General features: G+C 60.8%; 25 protein-coding genes. 14 read left to right on the forward strand and 11 right to left on the reverse strand.

From position 1 onward, the window contains the following. Positions 1-57: 57 nt before the first annotated feature. Positions 58-1,452 (reverse strand): replicative DNA helicase, encoded by a 1,395-nt coding sequence (dnaB, locus tag BN1137_RS07820; protein ID WP_050718060.1) that lies wholly within the window; start codon positions 1,450-1,452, stop codon positions 58-60. Positions 1,453-1,873: 421 nt separating this feature from the next. On the opposite strand from dnaB, the gene BN1137_RS07825 reads away from it, so the two are divergent. Continuing rightward, positions 1,874-2,725: a Tim44 domain-containing protein gene (locus BN1137_RS07825; RefSeq protein WP_050718061.1), complete on the forward strand. Its 852-nt coding sequence runs from the start codon at positions 1,874-1,876 to the stop codon at positions 2,723-2,725. 199 nt (positions 2,726-2,924) lie between these two features. Here BN1137_RS07825 and ushA read toward each other — a convergent pair whose 3' ends face one another. Then, positions 2,925-4,595 (reverse strand): bifunctional UDP-sugar hydrolase/5'-nucleotidase UshA, encoded by a 1,671-nt coding sequence (gene ushA / locus BN1137_RS07830; RefSeq protein WP_050718062.1) that lies wholly within the window; start codon positions 4,593-4,595, stop codon positions 2,925-2,927. 257 nt (positions 4,596-4,852) lie between these two features. Here ushA and BN1137_RS07835 point away from each other — a divergent pair, with 257 nt between their 5' ends. The 3 genes from BN1137_RS07835 to BN1137_RS07845 all read left to right on the forward strand — a co-directional run bounded on the left by BN1137_RS07835 (position 4,853) and on the right by BN1137_RS07845 (position 6,645). Beyond that, positions 4,853-5,194 carry a DUF2956 domain-containing protein gene (locus tag BN1137_RS07835; protein WP_050718063.1) on the forward strand — a complete coding sequence of 114 codons (342 nt, stop codon included), beginning with the start codon at positions 4,853-4,855 and terminating at the stop codon, positions 5,192-5,194. 117 nt (positions 5,195-5,311) lie between these two features. Further along, positions 5,312-5,647: a hypothetical protein gene (locus BN1137_RS07840; RefSeq protein ID WP_050718064.1), complete on the forward strand. Its 336-nt coding sequence runs from the start codon at positions 5,312-5,314 to the stop codon at positions 5,645-5,647. A 128-nt stretch (positions 5,648-5,775) separates the two neighbouring features. Further along, complete coding sequence (locus BN1137_RS07845; protein ID WP_050718065.1) at positions 5,776-6,645, forward strand: tetratricopeptide repeat protein; 870 nt, start codon at positions 5,776-5,778, stop codon at positions 6,643-6,645. A gap of 113 nt (positions 6,646-6,758) precedes the next feature. Here the strand turns inward: BN1137_RS07845 and BN1137_RS07850 are convergent, their stop codons facing one another. After that, positions 6,759-8,165 carry a sigma-54-dependent transcriptional regulator gene (locus tag BN1137_RS07850; RefSeq protein ID WP_050718066.1) on the reverse strand — a complete coding sequence of 469 codons (1,407 nt, stop codon included), beginning with the start codon at positions 8,163-8,165 and terminating at the stop codon, positions 6,759-6,761. 149 nt (positions 8,166-8,314) lie between these two features. Further along, positions 8,315-9,121, reverse strand: a complete 807-nt coding sequence (gene fkpA, locus BN1137_RS07855) for an FKBP-type peptidyl-prolyl cis-trans isomerase (RefSeq protein WP_050718067.1) — start codon at positions 9,119-9,121, stop codon at positions 8,315-8,317. 119 nt (positions 9,122-9,240) lie between these two features. On the opposite strand from fkpA, the gene BN1137_RS07860 reads away from it, so the two are divergent. Together BN1137_RS07860 and BN1137_RS07865 are read left to right on the forward strand one after the other, a co-directional pair. Further along, positions 9,241-10,209: a WD40 repeat domain-containing protein gene (locus tag BN1137_RS07860; RefSeq protein WP_050718068.1), complete on the forward strand. Its 969-nt coding sequence runs from the start codon at positions 9,241-9,243 to the stop codon at positions 10,207-10,209. Positions 10,210-10,223: 14 nt separating this feature from the next. After that, entirely contained in the window at positions 10,224-10,439 is a 216-nt protein-coding gene (locus BN1137_RS07865; protein WP_025328072.1) for a SlyX family protein, read from the forward strand. A 69-nt stretch (positions 10,440-10,508) separates the two neighbouring features. Here the strand turns inward: BN1137_RS07865 and BN1137_RS07870 are convergent, their stop codons facing one another. Next, positions 10,509-11,147 (reverse strand): FKBP-type peptidyl-prolyl cis-trans isomerase, encoded by a 639-nt coding sequence (locus tag BN1137_RS07870; protein ID WP_050718069.1) that lies wholly within the window; start codon positions 11,145-11,147, stop codon positions 10,509-10,511. Between the two features lie 448 nt (positions 11,148-11,595). Beyond that, positions 11,596-11,802: a YheV family putative zinc ribbon protein gene (locus tag BN1137_RS07875; protein WP_050718070.1), complete on the reverse strand. Its 207-nt coding sequence runs from the start codon at positions 11,800-11,802 to the stop codon at positions 11,596-11,598. A gap of 39 nt (positions 11,803-11,841) precedes the next feature. On the opposite strand from BN1137_RS07875, the gene BN1137_RS07880 reads away from it, so the two are divergent. From BN1137_RS07880 to BN1137_RS07890, 3 genes are all read left to right on the forward strand, one after another. Continuing rightward, positions 11,842-12,510 carry a hypothetical protein gene (locus tag BN1137_RS07880; RefSeq protein WP_050718071.1) on the forward strand — a complete coding sequence of 223 codons (669 nt, stop codon included), beginning with the start codon at positions 11,842-11,844 and terminating at the stop codon, positions 12,508-12,510. A gap of 143 nt (positions 12,511-12,653) precedes the next feature. Further along, a complete protein-coding gene (locus tag BN1137_RS07885) occupies positions 12,654-13,553 on the forward strand; it encodes a chemotaxis protein CheV (protein ID WP_050718072.1) in 900 nt (299 codons plus the stop codon). 74 nt (positions 13,554-13,627) lie between these two features. Then, positions 13,628-14,611, forward strand: a complete 984-nt coding sequence (locus BN1137_RS07890) for a hydrolase (RefSeq protein WP_050718073.1) — start codon at positions 13,628-13,630, stop codon at positions 14,609-14,611. Here the strand turns inward: BN1137_RS07890 and BN1137_RS07895 are convergent. Beyond that, on the reverse strand, positions 14,593-15,744 hold the full coding sequence (locus BN1137_RS07895) for a GGDEF domain-containing protein (RefSeq protein ID WP_050718074.1): 1,152 nt from the start codon (positions 15,742-15,744) through the stop codon (positions 14,593-14,595). The two genes, BN1137_RS07890 and BN1137_RS07895, sit on opposite strands and share 19 nt — an antisense overlap. 89 nt (positions 15,745-15,833) lie before the next feature. On the opposite strand from BN1137_RS07895, the gene BN1137_RS07900 reads away from it, so the two are divergent. The 3 genes from BN1137_RS07900 (at position 15,834) to BN1137_RS07910 (ending at position 17,777) form a co-directional block, all read left to right on the forward strand. Beyond that, positions 15,834-16,079: a YheU family protein gene (locus BN1137_RS07900; protein ID WP_050718075.1), complete on the forward strand. Its 246-nt coding sequence runs from the start codon at positions 15,834-15,836 to the stop codon at positions 16,077-16,079. Positions 16,080-16,358: 279 nt separating this feature from the next. Then, the gene (locus tag BN1137_RS07905) at positions 16,359-17,228 is read left to right on the forward strand and encodes a phosphoribulokinase (protein ID WP_050718076.1); all 870 of its coding nucleotides are present in this window, start codon (positions 16,359-16,361) and stop codon (positions 17,226-17,228) included. Between the two features lie 15 nt (positions 17,229-17,243). After that, positions 17,244-17,777, forward strand: coding sequence for a DUF4136 domain-containing protein (locus BN1137_RS07910; RefSeq protein WP_050718077.1), 534 nt, complete (start codon positions 17,244-17,246; stop codon positions 17,775-17,777). A gap of 85 nt (positions 17,778-17,862) precedes the next feature. Here the strand turns inward: BN1137_RS07910 and BN1137_RS07915 are convergent, their stop codons facing one another. Both BN1137_RS07915 and BN1137_RS07920 read right to left on the reverse strand, forming a co-directional pair. Continuing rightward, positions 17,863-18,162, reverse strand: coding sequence for a hypothetical protein (locus BN1137_RS07915; RefSeq protein ID WP_050718078.1), 300 nt, complete (start codon positions 18,160-18,162; stop codon positions 17,863-17,865). A gap of 48 nt (positions 18,163-18,210) precedes the next feature. After that, positions 18,211-18,615, reverse strand: coding sequence for an OsmC family protein (locus tag BN1137_RS07920; protein WP_050718079.1), 405 nt, complete (start codon positions 18,613-18,615; stop codon positions 18,211-18,213). A gap of 313 nt (positions 18,616-18,928) precedes the next feature. On the opposite strand from BN1137_RS07920, the gene crp reads away from it, so the two are divergent. Continuing rightward, a complete protein-coding gene (gene crp / locus BN1137_RS07925; RefSeq protein ID WP_025328082.1) occupies positions 18,929-19,567 on the forward strand; it encodes a cAMP-activated global transcriptional regulator CRP in 639 nt (212 codons plus the stop codon). A 130-nt stretch (positions 19,568-19,697) separates the two neighbouring features. Beyond that, positions 19,698-20,498, forward strand: coding sequence for a putative RNA methyltransferase (locus BN1137_RS07930; protein WP_050718080.1), 801 nt, complete (start codon positions 19,698-19,700; stop codon positions 20,496-20,498). Positions 20,499-20,613: 115 nt separating this feature from the next. Here the strand turns inward: BN1137_RS07930 and BN1137_RS07935 are convergent, their stop codons facing one another. Next, positions 20,614-22,977 (reverse strand): M66 family metalloprotease, encoded by a 2,364-nt coding sequence (locus tag BN1137_RS07935; protein ID WP_408605536.1) that lies wholly within the window; start codon positions 22,975-22,977, stop codon positions 20,614-20,616. 266 nt (positions 22,978-23,243) lie between these two features. Continuing rightward, a complete protein-coding gene (locus BN1137_RS07940; RefSeq protein WP_050718081.1) occupies positions 23,244-25,925 on the reverse strand; it encodes a PKD domain-containing protein in 2,682 nt (893 codons plus the stop codon). Positions 25,926-26,051: the final 126 nt, after the last annotated feature.

The raw sequence follows: 26,051 nt of genomic DNA on the forward strand, positions 1-26,051 counted from the left end.
CATAATTGTCGAACCGGGAAAACTCTGTGTTGTCAGTTGGGAGCGATTCGCTCCGGCTTAGTAGTCATCGTCAAAGGCCGGGCCGGCGTAGTTGTCGAACCGGGAGAACTGACCCTGGAAGGTGAGTCGTATTCTTCCTATGGGGCCGTTACGCTGCTTGCCGATGATGATCTCGGCGATGCCCTTGTCGGGGCTGTCGTCGTGATAGACCTCGTCGCGGTAGATGAACATGATCAAATCCGCATCCTGCTCAATGGAGCCGGATTCCCGCAGATCCGAGTTGACTGGGCGCTTGTCGGCACGCTGCTCCAGGCTTCGGTTCAACTGGGAGAGCGCCACCACCGGGCACTGCAACTCTTTCGCCAACGCCTTGAGGGAGCGGGAGATTTCACCGATCTCCAGGGTTCGGTTGTCAGACAGTGACGGCACCCGCATCAGCTGCAGGTAGTCGATCATGATCATGGACAGACCCCCGTGCTCACGAGCGATGCGGCGCGCACGGGAGCGCACGTCGGTCGGTGTCAAACCCGAGGCGTCGTCTATGTACATCTTGCCCTTCTCGAGCAACAACCCCATGGTGGAGGAGAGCCGCGCCCAATCCTCGTCGTCGAGCTGACCGGTCCGCACCTTGGTCTGATCGATGCGCCCGACTGAGGCGAGCATACGCATGATGATCTGCTCGGAGGGCATCTCGAGGGAGAAGATCAGCACCGGCTTGTCGGCGGTGAGCGCCGCGTGCTCGCACAGGTTCATGGCAAAGGTGGTCTTGCCCATGGAGGGACGGGCCGCGACGATAATGAGGTCCGAGCGCTGCAGACCGGCGGTCATCTTGTCCAGATCCCCGTAACCGCTGGAGACCCCGGTCACCCCGTTGTGGGGGGTCTTGAACAGCTCTTCAATCTTGTCGACCGTCTGCTCCAGAATGAGCTTAAGGGGCTGCGGCCCCTCGTTGGCGCTGGTGCGCTGCTCGGCAATCTGGAACACCTTGCTCTCGGCCAAATCCAGCAGATCGCCTGAGGTGCGGCCTTGGGGCTCGTAACCTGCCTCGACTATCTCGTTGGCTACGCTAATCATCTCCCGCACCACCGCCCGCTCGCGCACGATTTCGGCGTAGGCGTTGATGTTGGCAGCGCTCGGGGTGTTCTTGGCGATCTCCACCAGATAGGCAAAACCTCCCGACTCTTCCAGCTGCTCGGAGCGCTCCAGCTCTTCCTGCAGGGTGATGAGATCGATTGGGTTACCCGCGTTGGTGAGGCGGGTCATGGCCTGGAAGATGAGGCGGTGGGGACGGCTGTAGAAATCCTTGTCGATCACCCGCTCGGCCACCCGATCCCAGGCATCGTTATCCAGCATCAGGCCGCCCAGTACGGACTGCTCGGCCTCAAAGGAGTGGGGGGGAACTTTCAGCTGTTGTGTCTTGGCGTCTTTTTTCGCCGTCACTTGCTCTGCCATACACATAAAAACCGCAGCGGGAAGGGGACGGGAATTTTACAAAAGAAACCCCGTCATCGCGAGCGCTAATGCGCCCTATTAACGTCACTCTGGCGCAACCGTCCTCCCATGGGTTGCCATCACTGCACCTGGGTATGAGGTTGTACCTCCTCACACCACGATAAAGGGCCAGATCAGGGTCTGATCCTGCACCTTGGCTCTCGCCTTGTTGCGCTGTCTGCGTACCGTTCTACTCGGTCGTCTATTTTTCATGGTTATTCTCCGCTGAGCGCCCCGGGAAGGGGCAATCTGTTCATGAATAATTCATGCCAAACATGTTAATCATAGTCGCAAGCTGCACCACAAAAAGGGATTGGCAGCCTGCCATGCGCCTCGCACAAGCAGAGCATGCCCCCATCCACATGAGAGTGAAAGAGTCAAAATGAAAAAGATGCTGACCCTGTTTGCCGTGATCCTGGCCATAGGCCTCGGGGCACCCATCGCCGAAGCCAAGAAATTTGGCGGCGGCAAATCCTTTGGCAAGAGCTACAAGACGGCGCCGGCGCAACCGGCTCCGAACGCAGCACCAGTGAACGGCAAAAACCCGACTCTGGCTGCGGCGCCCAAGAAGAGCGGCATGATGGGTGGCCTGCTCGGCGGCCTGCTGGCTGGCGGCCTGTTCGCCTATCTGCTGGGTAGCGGTGCATTTGAAGGTCTGCAGGGCATGGATATGCTGCTGATCGCTATGCTGGCCCTGGGTGCCGTCTTCCTGTTCCGTGCCATGCGCAAGAACAAGGCGGCGACGGCCCAGCCACAGGCTGCCTATGCGGGCTATCAGCCTCCCCAGGCCCCGCAGCAGTTCGAGCAGAGCAACAGCGCCCCGCAGGCAACCGGCTTTGCCGACAGTGACGTGCCGTTCCGTCTGCCCCCGGGCTTTGACATGAATGGTTTCCTGTCCGGTGCCCGCGATCACTATCGCACCCTGCAAGAGGCCTGGAACAAGAACGATCTGGAGAAGGTACGCGAGTACGTGAGCCCCGAGCTGTTCGAAAACCTCAAGGCCGAACGTGCCGAACTGACCGGCGAGCAGCATACCGAAGTGATGTACGTGGACACCCAGCTGGTGCGCGCCGACTACGGCAGCGACTGGGCCCAGGTCAGCGTGCGCTTCAGCGGTCGCTACATGGACCGTCAGGAGAACGTCGAGGAAGACATCAAAGAGGTGTGGCACCTCGAGCGTAACCTGGCCAAGGACAATGCTCCCTGGCACATCGCCGGCATCGAGCAGCTGTAAGGCTCTCCATCCGGAAAGTAAAAAGGCGACCTCAGGGTCGCCTTTTCTATTTCGGAGTCCTGAATGCTATTGCACTGTGGCAATGGCTCTCAGCTCAGTCACTCTCGTTAATAACAACCTCATCAATTTTATGAGGCACCATGAATAAAAAAGGCAGCCCATGGCTGCCTTTTTTAATTACTAACAGAGTGCCTGAATATTATTGGCAGCCCGCGGTTGAGGGAGAGTTCAAATAACTGACTTCCCCATTGGGCTGATAATCGGCCACCTGGATAGTCTTCTTCAGCTCAACGAACTCTTTCAATACGGCGGCATCCACCAGACCCGCATTGATGGTATTGATCTTCGGATAACCATCACCACCCGCCGCGCTGAAGCTCGGAATGGCGAAGCTGTAAGTCGCAGCAGGATCAAACGCCTTGCCACCCACGCTGGTGATGGTCACGCTCTTGGCTTGGCAATCGACCGCCATGTTGATGCCACCAAACTGAGCATAGCCGCCGGTGGTGCGGGTCTTGGTTGCCACCTGGCCCAGGTAGGTCACCAGCTCGCTGCCCTTCATCTCGGCCTTGTTTACCGTATTGCCAAAGGGGTGAACCAGCAGCACGCTGCGGTAGCTGATGTCACCGGCAGCGATGGAGTCACGTACCCCACCGGAGTTGACGATGGCAAAGTCAGCGTTCAACTTCTGCGCCGTGGCGGCAGTGATGAGGCGTCCCAAGTTGGTCTGTTGAGCGCGCACGACAGCCCGATCCCCTTCCAGCTTGCCATCGGTGGAACCGATCACTACCCCAAGTTCCTGCTGCCCCTTCTCTTGATAGCCGAGCAAGGTGTTGTAAAGTTCGGGGTCCTTGGTGATTTCCTCCTGAATGAAGGCGCCTTTGCTGTCTTTCAGGTTGACCGGGATCAGCTCATAGCTGGTCAGGGTCAGCTTGCCATTTTGGTAATCAAACTGGGCGCGTCCCACATACTTGCCCCACTCGTGAGCCTGCATGATCCAGGTGCCATTTTGCTGATCCGGCTGGCAATCGTCACCCGGCTGGAAGTTGGCGTACTTGTCCGGGGTACCCGGCTCCATGCAGACCGGGTTCTGGGAGTGACCACCAATGATGGCGTCCAGGGTACCGGCCGGCAGTGCCCGCGCCATCTCCACATCGCCTGGGGCATTGCTGCCGTGCTGGCCATTCTCGTAGTGACCCATGTGGGTGATGGCGAAGACCAGATTCGCTTCCTTGTTGCTGCGAATCTGCTGCCCCAGCTTGGCCGCTTCCGTGGTCGGATCGCGGAATTCCAGTGTCTGGACGTTGTTGGGATCCACCAGCTGGGCGGTGTCTTCGGTGGTCAGACCCAGCACGGCGACCTTGAGGCCATTGTCCAGCTTGAACACCTTGTAGGGATCGAAGTAGCGCTTGCCGCTGGCCTTGTCGTATATGTTGGCGGAGATCATGGGGAACTTGGCCCACTCGCGCTGTTTCTCGAGGATGCTCAAGGGGTTGTCGAACTCGTGGTTACCCACCGCCATGGCATCGTAGCGAATGCTGTTCATGGCCATGAAGTCTGGCTCGGCATCCTGCAGATCGGACTCGGGCACCCCGGTATTCACATCACCACCGGACAGCACCAGTACCTCGCTGCCCGCCGCCTTGGCCTCGCCGCGCAGGCGCTCGACCAGGGTCTTCTGGGCCGCCATGCCATATTCACCCTTGTCGTTGTGCCAGAAACGACCATGGGTATCGTTGGTGTGCAGGACGGTCAGTTTGCAGACATTTTCAGTGCAGGGGGCGACACTTTCGTTCTTGGAGGTATTACAACCACTCAGCGCAGCGAGCACAGCCAGTGCGACACTTCCTTTGATAAATTTATAATGCATTTCCATATCACCTTTTTATATTGTTATTGGACGACCCAGCCTCGGGTCGGGCGGTAATATAACAAACAACTTGTGACGCTTTTTCATCGACGACTCACAAATTCCGCTAAATGTGATCACCCACGCAACCTGTTTTCTCATTCTGATATTCGGCGCATTTTTCACCCGTATTCCAGCCCATCAAACGTACCTGGATGGCAGCCTGACGCGGGCAGTTATGGCATACTTCCGTCCATTGATGCCAAGGAGAGCCGTGAATGGCAAAGTACGACAAGATTTCCCCCGAGACCCAGCAAGAGGCGATGAAGATCGCCCGCGCCAATCAGAAACCCGGCCAGACCAAGGAGCAGACCCAGCTGATCGCCCAGGGGATCCAAAAGGGGGTAGACGAATACAAGAAGCAGATGAAGGCGCGGGCCCGCGAAGCCAGCCGCCAGAAGAAACTGCAAGCCAAGGCGAAGCAGCCAGCGCCGGGTGAGCACGAGGAAGAAGTCCATGAGATCGAGCTGGTCGAGATCACCCGCCAGCATCCCCTGCCTTGGGCGCTGCTGGTGCTGAGCTGGCTGGGCTTTGCCGCTGCCTGGTTCTGGCTGCACTGATCCCGCCCCAGGCAAAGGTTTGCCTGGGATCGGCTTCACAGGCTGGGGCCGACATGCTGGTCATGTCCTGCACCGGCTGATTAAATCCCGCCTCCCACCGTCTGGAGAAGCTCTATCATGAATCCGGCCCCGCTCTATCTGCTGGCCCCCCTGGTGCTGTTTATCGTAACCCTGGTGCTCTATCGCATCTCGCCGCTGCGCGCCGTCGCCTCCGGCAGCGCACGCTGGTTTATTCTGCCCGCCTTCACCCTGTTCATCCTGCTTATCGTCATCAATGGCGCGGCCGATCCTGCCCAGCGCAGCCCTGGCTTTCACTGGCTGATGCCCGGGCTCGGCTTCGCCCTTAGCTTGTTCCCGGCCCTGCCCAAGGCGCTGGTGCCCCGTCTGGCCATCAAGGAGGGTGCCTTCGCCGCCCTCGGGTTGATGCTGATGAGTCTGGGCATGGTGTATTAACAGAAGGTGTATTGACCGCTGAGTATGCTGATTGCTGACTGACCAAGAGGCGCTCTGTGACGGGCGCCTCTTGTACAAACAATGGCCAATGGGCATCTTGGTGAGAGGATCGCCAGCCAGGAGGCCAGATGCACAACCCGCCCGACTTCATGACCCTGTGGGATTATCAGGATCCCGCCGCCAGCGCAGCGCGCTTTCATGCCCTGCTGGCCGAGACCCAGGCCAGCGCCGAGCCGCAATATCAGCTGGAACTGCTGACCCAGCTCGCCCGCACCCATTCCCTACAACGCCAGTTTACAGAAGCGCACCAGCTGCTGGACGAGATAGAAACCCGCCTCACCGATGCGACACCAAGAGCAAGGCTGCGCGCCCTGCTGGAGCGGGGTCGCTGTTTCAACTCGGCAGGAGACAAGACGCGAGCCAGAGCCCTGTTCGAACAGGCATGGCCGCTGGGGCTCCAGCTTGGGGAAGATTATCTCGCCATCGACGCGGCCAACATGGTGGCCATCACGGCCCCGCTGGAAGAGCGGAGCCGCTGGCAGCAACTGGCCATGGTCCTGGCGGAGCGTAGTCAGGATGAGCAGGCGCGCGGCTGGCTACCGAGCCTTTACCACCATCAGGGCTGGACTCTGTTCGAACTGGGGCGACTCGAAGAAGCCAGGGCTTGTCAGCAGAAGTGTCTGAGCTGGCATGAGCAACATGGCAACCCCGCCAAGGCTTTTATAGCCCGCTGGAGTCTGGCCCGTCTCAGCCGGGCCCAGGGACAGCACCAGCAGGCGATGAGCGAGCTGAGGCAATTGCAAACCGACATGGCGGAGGTCAAGGAACCAGAGGATGGTTATCTGTTCGAGGAGCTGGGGGAGAATGGCCTGATGCTGGACGATCCAAGCGCTCCTGAGTACTTTGCCCGCGCCTGGTTCCTGCTATCGCGCGATGGCTGGCTGCAGGCCAACGAAGGGAAGCGGCTGGCAAGGCTCAAGCATCTCGCCAAACTGTAACCCCGGACAGGGCAGGTCATAGACCCGCCAGCTCAGCTTGACCACTTCCCTGCCTTGCTTCTTGCGATAGATGGACAGAGCTTGAGTGGGCTGAGCTCCAATTGCACGCAGCGTCAGCCTTGGTTTGCCTCGTCCCAACCTTGCTTCTTGCGATAGATGGTGGAGGGGCTGATTTCCAGCAGGGCCGCGGCCTTGGGAATATTGCCATCGCAGCTGGCGATGGCCTGCTCTATGGTCTCCTTCTCCACCAACCAGAGCGGGCGAATGGGCACATTGCGCGGCGCAGGGGCGCTGGCGTCATCTCGGGGCGCTGACATGGCTGCCTGCAGGGCACTGCCGCGGCCACCCGTTAACGGGGGTGGCAGAATGTCCGTGCTCACCCACTCCCTGTCGTTGAGCACCACTATGTTGCGCACCACGTTCTGCAATTCACGCACGTTGCCGGGCCAGGGGTAATCGAGCAGCACCCGCACCGTCTCGGCATCGAAGTCCTTGAAACGCTTGTTCTCTTCTTTCGCATAACGCAGCAGAAGATCTCGCGCCAGCAGCAGAATATCCTCTCCACGCTCCCGCAGGGGTGGCAGACTGAGGGGGATCACGTGCAGCCGGTAGTAAAGATCTTCTCGAAAACGTCCCGCCTTCACCTCCACCAGGGGATCCCGGTTGGTGGCACAGACGAAGCGCACATCTACCGTCTCCAGCTTGCCGCTGCCGACCCGCTGCAGGGTGCCGGTCTGGATGAAACGCAGCAGCTTGCTCTGCAGATCCAAGTCCATCTCGCAGATCTCGTCCAGAAACAGGGTGCCACCGTCGGCCAGGCTGGCCGCCCCCTTGCGATCCCCCTGAGCACCGGTAAAGGATCCCTTCACGTGGCCGAAGATCTCGCTCTCCATCAGGTCATGAGGAATGGCGGCGCAGTTGAGCGCGATGAAGGGCTGCTCCCGGCGCGGGCTGCATTGATGAATGGCCTCGGCGCACACCTCTTTGCCGGTACCGCTCTCTCCGGTGATAAACACCGTCGCCTTGCTCGGCGCAGCGCTCTCGATGATGCGATAGACCGCCTGCATCGGCATGGAGGCGCCGATGAAACCGGCAAAAGAGCTGCGCTCGAAGTTCTCCCGGTATTGGGCCACCAAGGAGCTCAGCTGCTGATGAGTCAGGGCGTTGCGGGCGGTGGCGCACAGCCGCTTGCCATCAAATGGCTTGGTCAGAAAATCGAAGGCCCCGTGGCGCATCGCCTCCACCGCCACATCGACCGAACCGTGGGCGGTGATCACCACCACGGAGCAGGGCAGTTGCTGTTCGGTGATCTGCTGCAGAATGTCCATGCCGGACATGTCGGGCAGCTCCAGATCCAGCAACACCACCGGCGGCGGGCTCGCCATCAACTGGGCCAGCGCCTGCTGGCCACAGTCGGCCAGCAGTACCTCATAGCCATCCTGGGCCAGATACTGCTCATAGACGACCGCCAGACTGCGGGTATCTTCCACCAGTAAGACGCGAGGTTTGTTTTCAGCCACGGGGTCCATCCTTGCGATTGATTTTGTTGTCTATTCTGGGGGTTTGCCGGCACACACTCAAGGCATGGCGGCCCTCTTTTATGAGGCAGGCACCGGACCGAGCCAAGTAAAACGGCTCCCTTGGGAGCCGTTTTTGTGCAGTGTTCTGCTTATTTCTTGGCGTTGTCGCCATCGGCAGCCGGCTTCTCGATAGCCAGCAGCTCAACGTCGAATACCAGCACGGCGTTAGCCGGGATAGAGCCAGCACCATGTTCGCCATAGCCCAGCTTGGACGGCAGGAAGAACTTGAACTTGGAGCCGACAGGCATCAGTTGCACGCCTTCGGTCCAACCCGGAATAACCTGGTTGAGCGGGAAGGTCGCCGGCTCGCCACGATCGACGGAGCTGTCGAACTTGGTGCCATCGGTCAGGGTACCGGTGTAGTGAACCTTGACGATGTCGGTGGCCTTGGGCTTGGCGCCGTCACCCATCTTCTCAACCTGATATTGCAGGCCGGATTCGGTGCTCTTCACGCCTTCTTTCTTGGCGTTGGCGGCCAGATACTCTTCACCCTTCTTCAGGAATTCCACCGCATCCTTGTCAGCCTTGGCCTTGGTCAACTCGTTGATCTTGGCGTCGTATTGCTGCAGAACCTTCTGGATGTCCTCGTCGGTCATCTTGGCTTCTTTGCCCAGACCGTCGGTCACACCCTTGAGGATGACAGCGTTGTCCAGCTTGATGCCGAGCTCCTGCTGACGTTCCAGGGTATTGGCGATATAACGACCCATGGAGAGGCCGATTGCATAGCCGGATTGCTCTTCAAAGCTCTTGGCTTCAGCCTTGGGGGCCTCTGCCGGCTTGCTGGCTTCAGCCTTGACCTCTGCGGTATTAGCAGCAGGTTTCTCGTCTTTTTGGCAACCAGTCAGACCGACGGCGACGGCCGCAGCCAACAGGGATACCTTCAGAAAATTGTTCATCAGTTTCTCCAAAACTCTAAATACCGCTCTCGGTTCCTTCGTGAAATGAGAGGTTTATCGTGATAAGCGCCTTATACTAACGCCCTGATCGCAGGTAACGAAAGCATGAGACAGGAAAAATGATCAAAAGTGCCATTTATCTCCTCGGTATTTGTCTGATGCTGACTGGTTGCGAACAGAGCTCACTACCCAGTCAACAGATCCGCCTCGCCAATCAGGGCTTGCTGAGTGCGGATCTCTCCAGCGATGGCAAGCTGGCCATCGCCTCCAGCCTGAGTCAGGGCACAGTGGTATGGGATCTGGTACTGGGCACGGAACGCTGGCGCTGGCGCCAGTCCGATGACCAGAACGACTTTGTGACCCTCACCCGTTTCTCCCCAGACGACAGTCACGTCATCACCGCCACCCAGCACGCCTTCGCCATCTGGCGCCTGCAAGATGGCCAATCCCAAGGCTACTATTCGCTTCCTGAATCCAGCCTGAGGGACGCGGCACTCTCGGCCGATGGCCGCCAGGTGCTGATCGGCCGCGCCGACGGCAAGGCCGAACTGGTCGATACCCAGAGCGGTCGCAGGTTGCAGTTTCTCGGTCACACCGAGCAGGTCAATACGGTGGATCTCTCCGCCAATGGTCGCTACGCCCTCACCGGCGGCAACGACTACAGCGCCTACCTGTGGGACACCCGCTCTGGCCAGGTGGTGTGGCGCTTCAACCACGGCGGCCGGGTGATAATGGCGAGGCTGGACCCGGCGGGGCGCCTCGCCTTCACCGCAGACAGCCACCAAGCCATCATCTGGGATCTCAAAACCGGCAAGGAGCGCAGCCGCTTGCAGTTCGATCACCGCTTCGAGGTCTACACCAGCGCTCGCTTCGCCAATGACGGCAACTGGCTCATCACAGGTGCCCCTTCCCGCCAGCTATCCCTGTGGCGAGTCAGCGATGGCAGCCTGCTGCAGAGCTGGCGCGTCTCGCCCCACCCTAAGGTGAAACCACCGAGTGCGGTGGTCTATGGCGTGGCTTTGCGCGACAATAGCCACCTCGTCAGCGCCAGTTCCAGTGGCCTGGCCGAAATCTGGACTATCAAGTAAGGACCAAAAGGCCCATGAGTCAGCAACTTAACGATCGCCTCGAGACCCTGGAAAGTCGTCTCGCCTATGCCGAATACACGGTGGAGCAGCTCAATGAGGAGGTGACCACCCAAGGCCGTGAACTCGACCGGCTCAAGCATCAGATCCAGCTGCTGGTCGACAAGCTGCAGAGCGTGCAACCCAGCCAGATCGCCAGCATGGCCGAAGAGACGCCGCCGCCGCACTATTGAGCCAAGGCCGGCCACCCATAAAAAAACCCGCGATAGACGCGGGTTTTTTTATCATGCCAGAGGCTGAGATCAGTGCTGGTGACCCTTGCCACCGCAACCGCCACCACCGCAGCAACCGCCGTGGCCATGGTCATCACCGTGGTCATGGCCGTGATCGTGAGCGTGACCGCCACCACCGCAGCAACCGCCGTGCTCATGATCGTGACCATGGTCGTGGTCGTGGCCATGATCGTGACCGCAACCACCGGCACCGTGTACGTGGCCGTGGGCCAGCTCTTCGGCCGTGGCAGCGCGCACGTCCTTGATCTCAACCTTGAAGCCCAGGGTCACGCCGGCCAGCGGATGGTTACCGTCAACCTTGATGAACTCTTCGGAGACTTCAACCACAGTCACCGGGCGGTGGCCATCGTCGGTCTCGGCAACAAAAGTATCCCCTTCAGACACTTCCATGCCATCGAACAGCTCGCCGGGGACTTCCTGCACCAGACTCTCGTCATAGTCGCCGTAGGCCTGGCTCGGGGTCAGGGTGATGTCGAATGCCTCGCCCACGCTACGACCTTCCAGCTCGGCTTCGAGGCCGGAGACCAGATAACGGGTACCGTGCAGATACACCAGAGGCTCTTTACCGACAGTGGTGTCGATGACTTCACCGTGTTCGTCGGTGACCGTGTATTCCAGCGTAACCACGCTCAGGGGAGCTACTTTCATGTCAGGGATCCTGCGGATAGAAAAAAACGGGCCCAGAATACCTCAAAAAGGTGGCCAAGCATATGATCTGCCCCCCTCTGGCATGCTGAAAAAGTCAGCAGTCCAAAATGGAGCTGGCCTCATCCTGGATATACTGGATGCCCCTTATTCGGGGCGAAACACACCGATGACCTGTTCAGTCTGATGATGGCCTTGTCGACCTCGGCCATCTGACCGACCGTTATTCTGGGCGAAACACACCTATGACCTGTTCGGTCTGATGATGGCCTTGTCGACCTCGGCCATCCGACCGACCGTTATTCAGGACGAAACACGCCGATGACCTGTTCAGTCTGATGATGGCCTTGTCGACCTCGGCCATCTGACCGACCGTTATTCAGGACGAAACACGTCTATGACCTGTTCAGTCTGATGATGGCCTTATCGACCTCGGCCATCTGGCCGACCGTTATTCAGGACGAAACACACCTATGACCTGTTCGGTCTCACGGGTGGCCTTGTCGACCTCGGCCTGAGTCTGCACTTGGGTGTCCCCGCAGTCGACACAGGTCACCTTCTCGACTCCATGCTCCATATACAGCATCATGGTGTCCATCTTGCCGCACGCCGGGCAAACCGCACCGGCAATGAAGCGCTTTTTACGTCTGGTTTCCATTTTCGTTACCTCCAGGCAGCATCATATCAGGGTTTTTACATGCATCACGCCATCGAATATCAGCATTTTTCCACTCCTCATCTGCAAGTCGGTGCCCGCAAACGCTCCCCCATGGGCCAGCTGCTGCGTGTTACCCAGGGAGCGGCGCTGCTGAGACTCGGCGCCCATGAGCTGTTGCTGACCGCGGGCAGCCACTTCTGGCTGTGCGCCGATGCCCTCGCCGCCTTCACTCCCCTGGCGGGCTGCCATTATGATCGGCTGATCTGCTCCCTGCGGGTGGCCCAACCCGCTCAGGCGGGCTGGCTGCAACCGACCCCCTTGCTCGATGCCTTGCTCGGCAGCCTGGCCAGCTGGAACAGGGAGCCTGACTGGCAGGGGGCCTATGGCCACCGCCTGCGGGTGATCCAGGACGAGTTGCAGGGCTGCACCATCCGCTCACAGGCGGATCAGTCGCTGCAAAGCGCCTGGCGTGCACTGCAGGCGGGCGACCTCACCGCCGGGCAAACGCTCATGGCCGCCGGGCTGGATCCCGTGGCCCTCGGCGCCCAGTGGCAGTTGTTGCAGGCGGTGCGTCTGCTCAGAAGCGGCAGCAAGCCGGCGCAGGTCATGAGCAAACTCGGTTATTCAGATGACTCGGCGCTGGACGAGGCTTGCCAGCAATGGCTGGGGCTGACCCTTGACGCCCTGTTACAGCAACCCTCACAGTGAGCCGGATGAGGAAATAAATAGTGGTGAAAGCAGTCCAGTTTTGGGGCCAATGGCCGCTAATAACAGGCAGCTCATTGCTTTTATCATCCTCTATGCTGAGTACCAAGCTGACCGCCACCCTTTAGATCAACAGGACATCCGCCATGACGAGCAAGGCCAACCAATCCCAGGGCATGTTGCTGTTCCACCTCTCGGCCCGCCAATCCTTCGCCATCGGTACCCTCAAGGTGAAGGAGATAGTGCCCTACACCCAGCTCACCGCCATGCCGCACTCGCACCCGACAGTGCTCGGTGCCGCCAGCATGCGAGGCACCACCATACCGGTGATCGACATGGCGATGGCGGTGGGCTACAGGCCTATCGCCAAGGAGGAGATGGCGCAGTGTTTCATCATCATCACCGACTGCCGCCGCACCCTGGTGGGCTTCTTGGTGCGCGGCATCGACAAGATCACCGAGTGCAACTGGCGTGACATAGAGTCGCCACCCCCTTCCCTCGGCCAAAACGTGTTCGTCACCGGGGTGACCAAGGTCGGCGAGCAGCTGATCCAGCTGCTGGACGTGGAGCTGATCCTGTCCCGGGTCTATCCGGACGATCCCAGCCATCTCTACCCCGTGTTGACCGACGTACAGCGCGAGCGGCTCAAGCCGATGCGGATCCTGCTGGTGGACGACTCCTCGGTCGCCCGCCGCCAGCTGATGGCGGCGCTGGATTACATCAATATTCCCTACGAGGTCTGTACCAACGGGCGCGATGCCCTCAGCCTGATGCAGGCCAAGGTCGGTCAAGGCAGCCGCATCGACATCCTGGTGAGCGACATCGAGATGCCGGGGCTGGATGGCTACGAGCTGGCCTTCGAGGTGCAGAGCGATCCCAAGCTGGCGGAGGCCTACATCATCCTGCACACCTCGCTCTCCAGCGAGATCAGCGTGGAGCGGGCCCATCAGGTGGGCGCCCATGAAGCGCTGACCAAGTTTGAGGCCAACGAACTGATCCAGGCCATGCTGCGCGGTGCCGAACACCACGACCGTCTGCCCGCCTGACGCCTAATGTAAGATGACGGTGGCGAGCAACAGGCTCGCCGCCCAATCCCCACCTCTATGTCCAGAGCCATCTCATGCTGACAGAAAGCCACTTCCACGCCCCCTGGTGGGCCCGCAATCCCCACCTGCAAACCATCTTGCCAAAGTGGCTGCGCCGGGCACCGGCGCGCTTCACCGCCGAGCGGTTCGAATTGGCGGATGGGGATTTCGTCGATCTCGCCTGGAGCGGGCCCATCAGTCAGGGGAACAAGCCGTTGCTGGTGCTGTTCCATGGCCTGGAAGGGAGCATCCATTCCCACTATGCCAAGGGGCTGTTTGCCCACTTGCAGCGGCAGGGTAATGAGGCGGTATTGATGCATTTTCGGGGCTGCAGCGGTGAGCCGAATCGGCTGTTGCGGGCCTATCACTCCGGCGCCATCGAGGATGCCCAAGCATTGATCTCAGAGCTGGGTCGCCGTTTTCCCGGCAAGCCGATGGTGGCCATCGGCTACTCCCTTGGCGGCAACATGCTGGTCAATCTGCTGGCGCGGGCTTGTCCGGCCGAGTTGGCTGCCGCCGTGGTGATCTCGGCCCCCTTGCAGCTGGCCAGCTGCGCCGATCGGGTCAACCAGGGTTTTTCACGGGTCTATCAGAGCTATCTGTTGCGCACCATGCGCAGCAATTTGCAGAGCAAGATCCGTCATCAGGCGGCGGCCCAGGCTCGCTGGCAACCGGAGCAGGTGGAACGTATTTCGACCCTGCGCGACTTTGACGAACAGGTGACGGCGCCGCTACACGGCTTCGACAGTGCCGATCACTACTACCGCACCTGCTCCGGCCTCGGTCTGCTGGCCCGCATTGCCATCCCGACCCTGGTGATCCACGCCGCCGATGATCCCTTCATGACCCATGCGGTGATCCCGCAGCCGGAGCAGCTTTCCCCCCTGGTGCGCTACGAGCTGAGCCGCCGTGGCGGCCATGTGGGCTTCTTGCATGGCACCCCCTGGCGTCCCCGCTTCTGGCTGGAGGAGCGGATCAGCCAATGGCTCAATGAACAGGGTTACTCTGCGGTCGCATAGCCGTTGCGCCCCTGCCCCTTGACGCGATAGAGGGCACCATCAACCCGTTCGAGCAACATGACGAGGCTCTCTCCCTGCTGCCACTGGGCAATACCCTGACTCAGGGTGAGGTGGGGCGCCACCTCTGACCCTGCGTGCGGCAAGGCACGGGCCGCCAGGGTAGTGTGGATGCGCTCGGCAACCTCTTGGCCGCCCGCCAGATCCGTGTCCTGCAGCAAGACCACAAACTCCTCGCCGCCATAACGGGCCACCAGATCGCCGGGTTCACGCACGCTCTCCTCCATGCATTCGGCCACCAGGATCAGACACTCATCCCCGGCCTGATGGCCGTAGTGATCGTTGTAACGTTTGAAGAAATCCACATCGAGCAAAATCAGCGTGAGCGGCGTCCCCAGGGTGGTCCCCTGTGCGATGGCATTCTTGCAGACCAGATCGAAGTGGCGGCGGTTGGCGAGCCCCGTCAGGGGATCCCGATTGGCCATGGCATCCATTTTGCGCGCCAGCACCAGATTGTCATGCTCGCGCAACACTGCCAGTTCGAACCAGCCATTGAGCATCCGCCGCCCGGTTTCCAGCACGGTAAGCAGCATCCCCACCGCCAGCACGTTGACCACATCGATGGGGAATGGACTGCCATAGGCCCGCACCAGCAGAAACAGCAAGGGAGCAGCTGCCAGGCAGTAGAACAGCCGCAGCTCGCTATAAAAAGCGATCAGCGCCGTCAGCAGCAACAGGCTGACCATGTTGAAACTCAGACTAAACCCCGCCTTGGGGTCGACGAGGGAGAGGCTGTAACCCATGGATGCCCAGGCGATTCCCCAGCACAAGGCGCCGCCCCACAACCGGGGTCGCCAGACGGAGGCCGGTTGGCGGGAGAGGTAACGCCACAAGACGGGCATCAGCAGGCAGATGGCAAACATGGCGATGAGATGCCACTCATAGTGCCAAGGCAGGGCCCCGCTCGGCATCATGTGGGCGTCCCAGTAGATGTAGAAACGCGTCAGCAGAAACAGGATGGAGATGAGGTTGATGACCCAGAACCAGCGCAATCCCCCGTTCAGGGCGCGCCGGCGTACCTCGTTCAGGTGATGGTCGAAGTGACTGGAGAGGCGACGTTGTTCAGCAGATAACATGCATACCCTCGCTTGGATCCAGACAAACTCCTTGCGCTTGTCGGCCAGACACCGACAATATCCATACGCGAGTCACTGAAGATGAAACCATGATTATCCCCTGGCAAGAACTGGATCCAGACACCCTCAATAACCTGCTAGAGCATTTTGTCTTGCAAGAAGGCACCGAATACGGTGAACAGGATGTCAGCCTGGCCGACAAGGTCGAAGAGGTCAGACAACAATTACTACAAGGTAGCGCCGTGCTCGTCTACAGCGAGTTGCACGAGAGTGTTAACGTCGTGCCCAGGGAAAACTTGAGCAATTCACCGGCCGATGACTTCCTGGAACAATGAGACAGGGTCGGGAAATGACCTTGAACTGCACCTGAACAGGGTCTCTCTGGGCACCGATGATCGCCGCTAAAAATACCGTCGGCGAGCGGCTATTACCTGCGCGGAGAAGATCCTCTGGCAAGACACCCGTAGTGACCCGCCCGGATGGTATCGGCACATACCGGGAAGCCGACGGTGCGGTGATATCAGCATGAAATGGCACGGCATTGTCTTGAAGGCGCACTTGACCGCACTTTGAACATGCCCTTATAACGGAACTCCCAAGGAAGAGAGAACGCTATGTCGGCCAAGCATCCCATCATTGCGGTTACCGGTTCGTCCGGTGCCGGCACCTCCACCTCCACCAACGCCTTTCGCTCCATGTTTCATCAGCTGGGGTATAACGCGGCCGTGGTCGAGGGGGACAGTTTTCATCGCTACACCAGGCCCGAAATGGACGTGGCGATCCGCAAGGCGCGCGAGCAGGGCCGCCACATCAGCTATTTCGGCCCGGAGGCGAACGACTTCGGTCTGCTGGAATCCTTCTTCCAGGAGTACGGCCAGAGCGGCAGCGGCCAATACCGGCGCTACCTGCACAGCTTCGACGAGGCTGTGCCCTTCAATCAGATGCCGGGCACCTTCACCCCCTGGCAGGATCTGCCGGGAGAGACGGATCTGCTGTTCTACGAAGGGCTGCACGGCGGCGTGGTCACCGGCGAGCACAACGTGGCACGGCACGTGGACTTTCTCATCGGCGTGGTGCCCATTGTCAACCTGGAGTGGATCCAGAAGCTGATCCGCGACACCTCGGAGCGTGGCCACTCCCGCGAGGCGGTCACTGACTCTATCGTCCGCTCCATGGATGACTACATCAACTTCATCACGCCGCAGTTCTCCCGCACCCACATCAACTTCCAGCGGGTGCCCACCGTCGACACCTCCAACCCCTTCAGTGCCAAGGTGATACCCAGCCTGGACGAGAGTATGCTGGTGATCCGGTTTCGCGGCATCAAGCAGGTGGACTTCCCCTACCTGCTGTCGATGATCGACGGCGCCTTCATGTCGAGGATGAACACCATAGTGGTGCCGGGCGGCAAGATGGGTTTCGCGATGGAGCTTATCTTGCGCCCCCTGATCCAGCAGTTGCTCGAAACCGGCAAGATCACCTGAGCCAAGGAGCTTATGATGCGCGCTGCACTTCTCTCATTAACACTGGTGGCCCTGCTGGGTGGTTGCAGCACAGGGCCCGCCCCCCCCACCGTCGAGACGGGCACCATGGTGGTGCGCCCGGCGGACCACTGGCGCTACGGCGCCACACCGCGCTATGCGCTGGCCGAGCAGTACCAGTATGCGGGCAACAGTGCCGCGCCCTGGCTGGAGCCGATCCAGCAGGCCGTCAGCCAAGATCTCAACGGCAAGGGCTGGCAGAGCGTGCCGCTCGATGAGGCCGATGTGCTGGTCGCCATCGGGGTGGCCAGCAGCAAGGATATGAGCGATGGCGAGATATTCGCCCGCCTCGGCATGACCCCGGGCCTGCAGGCCGACGCCGATGCCCGCAAGGGCACCCTGGCCGTCATGCTGATCGACCGGCAGACCCAGCAGACACTCTGGAGCAGTGCCATCCAGCTCGCCAGCGATACCCCCATCGACGCAGAAAACCGTCGCCAGCTGAGTCAGCAGCTAGCCGCTCAGTTGCTGAGCGCCCTGCCCGGCAACTGATGCATTCCCAAAACACAACGGCCTGCACGAGGCAGGCCGTTGGGGACACAGCATGTTGCCATGCCGCGCAGTCACACCATGACGATTACTTGAGCTCGCAGGTCAGCAGGGTCACACCCTTTTGGACCAGGGTGGCCTTCTTGTCCTGATGGGAGAAGGTGGTCACGCCATCGGAATAGCTGGCCGTGTCTTTGGCCGAGTCGATGCGGCCCAGTTTGTGATAGACCCCGGCGTAGGGGAACTGCACCATGTCGGCCTGGGCATCATAGGTGATGGCCAACATCTCTTCCCCACACTGATACTGACTGTATTGATACTGGGTCGGCTGCGGCATGCTGCAGGCGGCCAGTCCGAACAGGGGAAGCAACATTATCGTCTTTTTCATTGTACTTTCCTTATGTCATGGCGTTATCGACGGGACAAACTACAACTATCAAGCTTCAAGAATTTGATAACTATGGGTAATTTCTACCGCTTTTTCCAACATCAGGGAAACTGAACAGTACTTCTCCATCGACAGATCGACCGCACGGGCCACCTGTTTCTCGGCCAGCCCCTTGCCGGTCACGACGAAGTTGAGATGGATCTTCTCAAATACCCGGGGGACGGTGTCGGCTCGGGCCCCTTCCAGCTCCACATGACAAGCAGTCACGGATTGACGCGCCTTCTCCAGGATGGAGACCACGTCGATGGAGCTGCAACCACCGACCGCCAGCAGGATCATCTCCATCGGGCTGGCACCTTCGCCCGGGTTGGCGCCGTCCAGGGTCACCTGATGACCAGACTCGCTCTCGCCCACAAACTTCATGCCTTCCACCCAGCTGACCTTGGCTTTCATCTCACATTTCCTCTCAATGACGACGGTTCTAACGCTCATAGCATACCTCAGCCGAGGCCCGAGTGGCACAGCCCATTATCTTGCACACTCGTGGGGTAAATAGATCGAAATCAACATCTATTCCCCTCTTCTTACCTAGAATGGCCGGGATAGCGCAGCAGAACGAGGCCACAGGCCAGGGGCAAAAAAACCCAAAGCCTTGTCAGCACAGACAAAGGCTCTTATCCTACTGCGACCCAATACAAGGAATGGCAAGACTGGCAACTTGCCTGGACGCACGAGTCCATAAAAAAGACACTACAGAGGAAGTCTCATGATCATTGGCAAACCGCAAAGCGATCCCACCCTGGAGTGGTTCTTGTCGCATTGCCACATTCATAAGTATCCCGCCAAGAGCACCCTGATCCATGCCGGTGAGAAGGCGGAAACCCTCTATTACATCGTCAAGGGGACCGTCGCCGTCTTGATCAAGGACGACGAGGGCAAGGAGATGATCCTGTCCTACCTGAACCAGGGGGATTTCCTGGGCGAAATGGGGATGTTCGAAGAGAACGAGAATCCGGAGCGTTCCGCCTGGGTGCGTGCCAAGGGAGCCTGTGAAGTCGCCGAGATCTCCTACAAAAAGTTCCGCCAGCTGATCCAGGTCAACCCGGACATCCTGCTGCGTCTCTCCGGCCAGATGGCCAAGCGCCTGCAGCACACCAGCCAGAAGGTCGGCAACCTCGCCTTCCTGGACGTGACCGGCCGGATCGCCCAGACCCTGCTGAACCTGGCCAAGCAGCCGGATGCCATGACTCACCCGGATGGCATGCAGATCAAGATCACCCGTCAGGAGATCGGCCAGATCGTCGGCTGCTCTCGCGAAACCGTCGGCCGCATCCTCAAGATGCTGGAAGAGCAAGAGCTCATCTCCGCCCACGGCAAGACCATAGTGGTGTTTGGTACCCGTTGATCGGGCAGGTGGCGGCGCCTGGCGCAGCCACCTTGGCATCGACAGATAAAAGGCTGCCCTGGCAGCCTTTTTCTATCATCTCCCCTATAATCCCGAACGCCCTTCCCTGGCTTCAACCAAGCGAGTAGCTATGCATCTTCAATGCCCCCTGTGTCGCAGCCCCCTGCATCTTCATGAAGCCTCCCGCGGGGTCTATTGCGACAACAAGCACCATTTCGATCCGGCCCCGGAAGGCTATCTTGACCTCATTCCCGGCAAGAAGGATCCCAAGGACAGCGACAGCCGTATGCTGATGCGCGCCAAGCGCCACTTCCTGGAGCAAGGCCACCAGCTGCCGCTGGTGGAGGCCATGGCGGCGCTGCTGGCCCCTCTCGGTACCCATGAGCTGATCCACCTCGGCTGTGGCGAAGGCTACTACTGCCGCGCCCTGGCCGAGCGCCTGCCCGACTGGCGCTTCGGCGGGGTCGACTTGGCCAAGAATGCCATCTTCGCCGCCAACAAGGCGCAGCCAGAAGGCCACTTCGTCATCGCCGATCCGGCCCGCGCCCCGCTGCAACCCGGCTCGGCCCAGGTGCTGCTGGTCAACGATCTCAAGGTCAAGACCGAATCCCTGGTCAGCTGGCTGGCACCGGGCGGCTACCTGCTCTATCTGCAGCCCGGCCCGCGTCACCAGTGGCAACTGAGAGTCAGCCTCAACCCGGTGAGCATGGAGCATCCCTTGAGCTGGCCCACCCTGGCCGGACTCAACCCGCTGCAACAGCAGCGCTGCCAGTTCACCATGGTCATGGATCAGGGTCTGCGCGGCCACGTGCTGGAAACCAGCCGCCTCGGCTGGCGCGCCGGCGGCGAGCAGCGTCACGCCTTCACCCACCAGGGACCGGACGAGATGGAGCAGGATATGTTGCTGAGTCTGTGGCAGAAGCCGCTCTGATGACCCATGTCGTTCCATGAAAAAAGGCCCCGAGGGGCCTTTTTTATTGCATGATTCATTGGCTTTCTACGCTACATAACACTACTAATGTAAATATTTTTAGCATAAACAACCACTACAGTGGGCGGCCATTGACCGTGTAAGTGAGCGTCTCGCCCGGCGCCGAGATAGTCTGCTGATCCAGCGTTCTCGCACCGCAGATCACCGCGGCGCTCTGCGGTGCACTCGCCGTCGGCACGTTGATGTGGAACTTGTTCATCACCCCGGTGCTCAGACGATGATTGGCCAGTCTGAAACGCAGCAAGCCGTCACGGGTTTCCACCTGCAGCTGGCAATCTTTGTCTGCCAGTCGGCTGGCGTCATCGCCGTAGCCAAACCCATAGGCGCCGTGCAGCGCCGGGTAGATGTAGCTCGGCAGCTGGCCACTGGGATCGTAATAGCCGACCAGAGTGGTCACCGGCACCCCGAAGGCTTGTGGCTTGCGGTCGATGCGCAGGTCCGCCGGCGTCCCTTCGTTCCAGCGACTGCCATCGGAGGTGTAGCTCTTCTTGAAGCCGCGGGAGACGGTGATCTGCTGGCCATTGATAAACAGGGTGCTGTTGTAGCCGGCATTGTGATCGACGCTGACGATGCGACCAGGATTCACCGCCGAGGCCAGCGGCAGCCGGATGTTGCGCGTCCAGTTGCCGTCCCACATGGCAATCTTGACCAGATCGTATTCCGCTAGCAGTGCCGCCAGCTTCACCTCACCCAGATCGCTCACCGGCGCCGTGACCTGCTCCAGGAAGTCCACCTTGTGCTGATAGGGCTCCATGGTTGCGGTGGCGGCATTCCACTTGCTAAATCCCGTCGCCGAGCCGGCATCGAACACCGCCTTGCTCTCGAGGAAGCGCTGGATGATGGCGGCCGAGTTGGGGGTATAGAGGGTGAAACGGTTGAAGCCGGAGAAGGGCGCCCCACCGGCCATGGCATCCAGGCCAAAGGGGTGACCCTCGAAGGGAGCCTGGCACTGACCGTCGAGACAGGTACTCTGGCCGTCGCGGCCGACCCCGAAGTTGGGAATGAAGCGGTTCTTGTCCCCGTCCCAGCCCCAGCTCGAATTGATCTCGCCCGCGCTGCGATGCACCGAGCCGGCGAAGCCGCCGACGTAGTGGCCGAGGCCATAGTTATGACCCACCTCGTGGCTGAATTCGTTGCCAAGGGAGCTATCGAGGGTGACGATGCCACCCCCCCCCGAGCCGCCGTGCACCTGAATACCGTTGGCGTACTTGCCCTGGCTGTTGTGGGCCGCCAGCTGGGCCACCACATAGGGGTGGCTGTTCTCCCCCTCCCCGGCCGTGCTGTTGATGCCGTAGTTGGCGTTGTCGATGCCGAGGGAAATCAGCTCCTTACCGATGCGCTGGCGCATGGTGCCCTCATGCCAGCCACCCTGACTGGGATCAAAATCGGTGAGCAGGGTGCCGTTTGGCAGCATCACCTCCGCCAGGGCGAGCGGCGCGTACTGGCTGACGATCAGCCGACTGGTCGGCACCGTCTGGAAATACTCGCGCTGCGCCTCGGGATCCTTGGCGAAGTCGAACTCGTTACGGGGGGCGGTCAACATGCCGATGTCGATGGTGTGAATGAGCAGCTCGCTCGGCGCGCCGACCTCGAGCGCCGTCAGTTCACCGCTGAGCACGCCCTGATTGAACTGCAGGCTCAGCCCGGGCTTGATCCAGTCGGCTGGCAGCACGGCGCTCCAGGCGTCGGTCGCATAGCGGATGCCGTTGTTCTCCAGCTCCCCCTCGCGGATCCACTGGCCGTCCACGAACTTGAATTGCAGGGTCTGGCCACGGGAGAGCGTCACCTGGCGGCCGCTGTAGCGCACCGTCGAGTTGTAACCGGCATTGGAGCTGGTACGCACCATCTTGCCCTCCAGCGCCGCACCGTCTGGCAGATAGATATCCCCGACCCACTGACCATCGGCGGTCTGTACCTCCACCAGGGCATGCTGTTGCAGACGCTGGAGCAGGAAGGCCGCCGCGGGATCCTTCAGACGTGCCAGCTCGGCGCTGCTGCGGATGATATTGGTGGTGCCCGCGCCCGGCGTGAAGTCAACGCCACCCTCTGGTGAACCATCGAGGTAATAGGCCGTTTTCGGCTGCTGCTCAGGCGGGTTGAGGGCCAGGGTGCCGAGCGGCTGTCCCTTTCCATTGAGCGCGGTCACCGTCATCGGCGCCGCGGGATCGGCCTGCAGGGGCCGCACCAGCAGCAGGCTCTTGCGCAGGGCAGTCAGTCTGGGCTGGTTATCCCCCTCGGCGACATGGGCCGGAAAAATTTGGCTCTGGGCAAATAGTACCTGCGCCGCCAGGGATCCTTGCAGATCGTTGGTGGGCACCTGAGTATTGAATGGCTGCAGGGTGGGTGCCTGAACGGCGGCCAGCAAGGGGCCGCTCGCCAGGGTGGCCATGATCAGGCTGGCTAGCTGTGTTTTTTTCATTGTTATGGTTCTCATGGTGATGGGGCATGTCCACATGCCCCTATGAGGGAGGCGGCAATACAGGAGACGGATCCTCCATCTCACTCGCCGGCCTCCCGAGTCTGAACTGGTCGCGGGAACGGGTTGACCGTCCACGCAGCCGGGGTGAAGCGCTCAACGAGTCGCTCTGCCCCAGCATCTGTTGCATCCTTGCCCAGTACCAGGCCCTCTGTGGCTGTCGGTTCCCTTCGCCACAGTCAGGCCTGGCGCAAAACGGCAGGCATGATCTATGGGCAGTCGACCACTCCCAGGTCGAACCAGACATCCGACTTGCCAGGCTCGTTGCCGAGGGTCCAGTACCTGGCCTGCCAGCTGTGCCCGCCGTGGTTGGCCAGATCGCCCCCGTTGTAAGTCACTGCTGCCTCCCAGCCGAGTCGTACCTGGCTGACCAGCGCCCAATGGCCGGTGCTGCGGCTGGGTGGGTTGCCCTGGTTCCAGTAGTTCGCCCGCCACAGCAGCTGGTTATGGCTCACCAGCTCCTTGCCGATGTAAGTCTTGCTCCCCTGCCAGGCGGGGTACCTGGCAGCCTCGGGATCCGTGCTGGCACAGGTTGAATTCGCCTTGGGTTGCACGGTGAGGCGGGTACTGGCCTGGGCATCCAGCGCGCCGTCGGTGACGGTCAGGGTCAGCTCATAGCTCTGCTCGGTGCCGAGCTCCGGCGCCGTGATGGTCAGGTTGGCGGAGTCCAGCCCGCTCGCCACCAGGCCCGCCGGCAGCTGCCACTGATACGCCAACGCGTCTCCATCGGGATCGCTGCCCTGGGCCTGGATGTTCAGCTGCTGCCCGCCCTTGGCGGTGAAGGCGGCGGGCAGGCTGACGGTCGGGGCCCGGTTCACCGCCATGGCGCCGTTATGCACCCGCACCTGGTCTTTCCCCTGCGCGCCCTGCGCATCGGTCACCGTCAACTCAAACGCCAGCTCGCTGTCTTGCTGGCTAGCGGGCACGGCGATCCTGGCCTGCGCCTCGTCCCCACGATCGAGAATGACCGGAGTGCCGCTGAGCTGACGCCATTGATAACGCAGCGCCTGCCCTTCTGGATCCCGGGAGGCGGCGCCATCCAGCACCGCATCGGCCGGGCCTGTGACGCTGAGATCGCCACCGGCATTGGCGAGCGGCGGCTGGTTGACGAGCGGTGGCGGTGTCTGCGCCGGGCCAGCCCCCTCGCGCACTCCCGGCTCGCCGGCGGCGAGGCGGGCCACCAGCGTCTGGTGGATGGTTCGCCATTGGTTCGCGAAGAAGATCCCTTCCTGGCGACCGACATACATGAGATTGGCGGCGCCATTAGGATCGGTGTCCTTGGTGTGCCACAGCCCCAGGTTGTGGCCGAGCTCGTGGGCCAGGGTCAACGCCTGGCCGAGTTCGGTCGCGTTGCCCGGGCAGGCGGCGCGATGACCCTCACGGGGAGGCGCATCGGTCGGCCCCGAGCCCGTGGAGGAGCCCCCGCCTGAGCCGGCGCATCCCTTGGCATCGTCCTTATAGCGCCGCAGGACATAGAGATTGGAGAAGACCTGTTCCTGGTTCGGGATCCAGCCCTCTTTCAGCGGTGCGTCCTGTTCGGAGCGGTCAGCGGCATAAGAGTCGCCATTGCCGTCCTTGTCCCAGTCATGCACCAGCACGCCGTTATCCACCCACTTGAGCTGGATGTTGTAGGGGGCGTAGCGGCGGGTGAGCTCGCGCTCGATCAGGGCGCCGTCGTCCCACAGGTGAGTCTTGGTCTCGCCGGGGAAGGCGATATAGCTGTAGGAGAGGCTCACCTCTTTGGGCAAGGTGACCACCAGACGCACCAGATCCACCGGCTGGCCGTTGGCGCGGATCTCGAGGTTGGTCTCCCCCGCCCGCAGACCGCTCAGCACCAGCTTGTCTTGCTGTGCGCCCGCCTGTACCTGCAGGCTCGCGAGCGCAGGATCCTGGATGACGTAGGTCAGATCCTGCGCCTCGGCAGCGGGCAACTTACGGATATAGAGCGCCTCGTTGCCGCCCTTGCTGCTCAGCATCTTCTCCTTGAGCGGACGGCTCAGACCGGGATCGAACGCCAGCTGGTTCGCGGGATCCGCCAGCACCTGGGCATAGGAGTTGAGCGCCTGTGTCTGCTGGCCCTCCCCTTGCAGCCAGAAGTCGCCGTCTGCATTGAGTCTGAAGCCTTGGCTATTTGGGCCGGCGAGGTAGCTCAGGGTGAGGCGATACTCCTTGTCTGCCTGCAAAGTGACGGGCTCGGCGAGCACCAGACGGGTGCTGGCGACGGTGGCCGACACATTCGCAATCTGCTCGCCACTCTCCATGTCGGTCAGCATGACGGTGAATTGGCGGTTGTTACCCCCCCACTGGGCCTCCTGGAACTGAAAGGTGGTGACCGTCAGCTTGTCACCCAGCAGCGGCAGCGAGCCACCATCGATCAGGATGCTGCGGCTCAGCGCCTGTCCCGGTGCCAACAGTATCCTCTGAGCCGAGACATCGCCATCCTGCCAGAGCGCTCCCAGCGTGATGTTGTGTTCCGGCTGCTGGAGCGCCGGATCGTAGACGGTCACCGGCAACGAATAGGTGGTGGTGCTTTTGCCCCACCCCTTGAAGCCATCCACTGTGGGTAGGCCGTTGTCCGTGACCTGATATTTCGCCACATATTGCCCGGGCAGCTGGGTGTTGACCCCGCTAAGCTGCACCAGCCTGGCGGTGAGATCGCCATCATCGGCGTCCCAGGCCGTCAGCAGCGGGGCGAAGGTCGCCCCTACCGGCAACTGCTGGGGGAAGTTATCCACCAAGCCCTCCTGGCTATACACCTTGGGGCTGCTCTGATCTTTACGAAACTCGCCGGTCGTGCTGCTCTGCTGGGCCATCGCCAGCGGGCTGACATTCAGGATCGCCAGCCCCAGGATGGAGAGTTTGGCCATCCACTGCGTGCTGTCATGGTGCATTGAAAGTGTCCTCTAGTGCGCGTAGGCGCTTATTTACGACGTTCTGAAAGCAGATTGAGAAGATCTGGCAGGTCGGGAAGGAATGGGGAGAAAGCAATGGGGCACTGGGCCCCATTGCTTGAGTGA

It is taken from the genome of Aeromonas tecta (assembly GCF_000820185.1).
GTDB lineage: Bacteria > Pseudomonadota > Gammaproteobacteria > Enterobacterales > Aeromonadaceae > Aeromonas > Aeromonas tecta.

What these genes read in the sequence shown, in the direction of transcription:
- BN1137_RS07880 (WP_050718071.1), top strand. Translation starts at nt 11,842, where the DNA reads ATGCATCACGCCATCGAATATCAGCATTTTTCCACTCCTCATCTGCAA.
- BN1137_RS07825 (WP_050718061.1), top strand. Translation starts at nt 1,874, where the DNA reads ATGAAAAAGATGCTGACCCTGTTTGCCGTGATCCTGGCCATAGGCCTC.
- BN1137_RS07900 (WP_050718075.1), top strand. Translation starts at nt 15,834, where the DNA reads ATGATTATCCCCTGGCAAGAACTGGATCCAGACACCCTCAATAACCTG.
- BN1137_RS07910 (WP_050718077.1), top strand. Translation starts at nt 17,244, where the DNA reads ATGCGCGCTGCACTTCTCTCATTAACACTGGTGGCCCTGCTGGGTGGT.
- crp (WP_025328082.1), top strand. Translation starts at nt 18,929, where the DNA reads ATGATCATTGGCAAACCGCAAAGCGATCCCACCCTGGAGTGGTTCTTG.
- BN1137_RS07940 (WP_050718081.1), bottom strand. Translation starts at nt 25,925, where the DNA reads ATGCACCATGACAGCACGCAGTGGATGGCCAAACTCTCCATCCTGGGG.
- BN1137_RS07875 (WP_050718070.1), bottom strand. Translation starts at nt 11,802, where the DNA reads ATGGAAACCAGACGTAAAAAGCGCTTCATTGCCGGTGCGGTTTGCCCG.
- BN1137_RS07915 (WP_050718078.1), bottom strand. Translation starts at nt 18,162, where the DNA reads ATGAAAAAGACGATAATGTTGCTTCCCCTGTTCGGACTGGCCGCCTGC.
- BN1137_RS07895 (WP_050718074.1), bottom strand. Translation starts at nt 15,744, where the DNA reads ATGTTATCTGCTGAACAACGTCGCCTCTCCAGTCACTTCGACCATCAC.
- BN1137_RS07905 (WP_050718076.1), top strand. Translation starts at nt 16,359, where the DNA reads ATGTCGGCCAAGCATCCCATCATTGCGGTTACCGGTTCGTCCGGTGCC.
- BN1137_RS07860 (WP_050718068.1), top strand. Translation starts at nt 9,241, where the DNA reads ATGATCAAAAGTGCCATTTATCTCCTCGGTATTTGTCTGATGCTGACT.
- BN1137_RS07935 (WP_408605536.1), bottom strand. Translation starts at nt 22,977, where the DNA reads ATGAAAAAAACACAGCTAGCCAGCCTGATCATGGCCACCCTGGCGAGC.
- BN1137_RS07885 (WP_050718072.1), top strand. Translation starts at nt 12,654, where the DNA reads ATGACGAGCAAGGCCAACCAATCCCAGGGCATGTTGCTGTTCCACCTC.
- ushA (WP_050718062.1), bottom strand. Translation starts at nt 4,595, where the DNA reads ATGCATTATAAATTTATCAAAGGAAGTGTCGCACTGGCTGTGCTCGCT.
- dnaB (WP_050718060.1), bottom strand. Translation starts at nt 1,452, where the DNA reads ATGGCAGAGCAAGTGACGGCGAAAAAAGACGCCAAGACACAACAGCTG.
- BN1137_RS07920 (WP_050718079.1), bottom strand. Translation starts at nt 18,615, where the DNA reads ATGAAAGCCAAGGTCAGCTGGGTGGAAGGCATGAAGTTTGTGGGCGAG.
- BN1137_RS07930 (WP_050718080.1), top strand. Translation starts at nt 19,698, where the DNA reads ATGCATCTTCAATGCCCCCTGTGTCGCAGCCCCCTGCATCTTCATGAA.
- BN1137_RS07890 (WP_050718073.1), top strand. Translation starts at nt 13,628, where the DNA reads ATGCTGACAGAAAGCCACTTCCACGCCCCCTGGTGGGCCCGCAATCCC.
- BN1137_RS07870 (WP_050718069.1), bottom strand. Translation starts at nt 11,147, where the DNA reads ATGAAAGTAGCTCCCCTGAGCGTGGTTACGCTGGAATACACGGTCACC.
- BN1137_RS07840 (WP_050718064.1), top strand. Translation starts at nt 5,312, where the DNA reads ATGAATCCGGCCCCGCTCTATCTGCTGGCCCCCCTGGTGCTGTTTATC.
- BN1137_RS07845 (WP_050718065.1), top strand. Translation starts at nt 5,776, where the DNA reads ATGCACAACCCGCCCGACTTCATGACCCTGTGGGATTATCAGGATCCC.
- BN1137_RS07835 (WP_050718063.1), top strand. Translation starts at nt 4,853, where the DNA reads ATGGCAAAGTACGACAAGATTTCCCCCGAGACCCAGCAAGAGGCGATG.
- fkpA (WP_050718067.1), bottom strand. Translation starts at nt 9,121, where the DNA reads ATGAACAATTTTCTGAAGGTATCCCTGTTGGCTGCGGCCGTCGCCGTC.
- BN1137_RS07865 (WP_025328072.1), top strand. Translation starts at nt 10,224, where the DNA reads ATGAGTCAGCAACTTAACGATCGCCTCGAGACCCTGGAAAGTCGTCTC.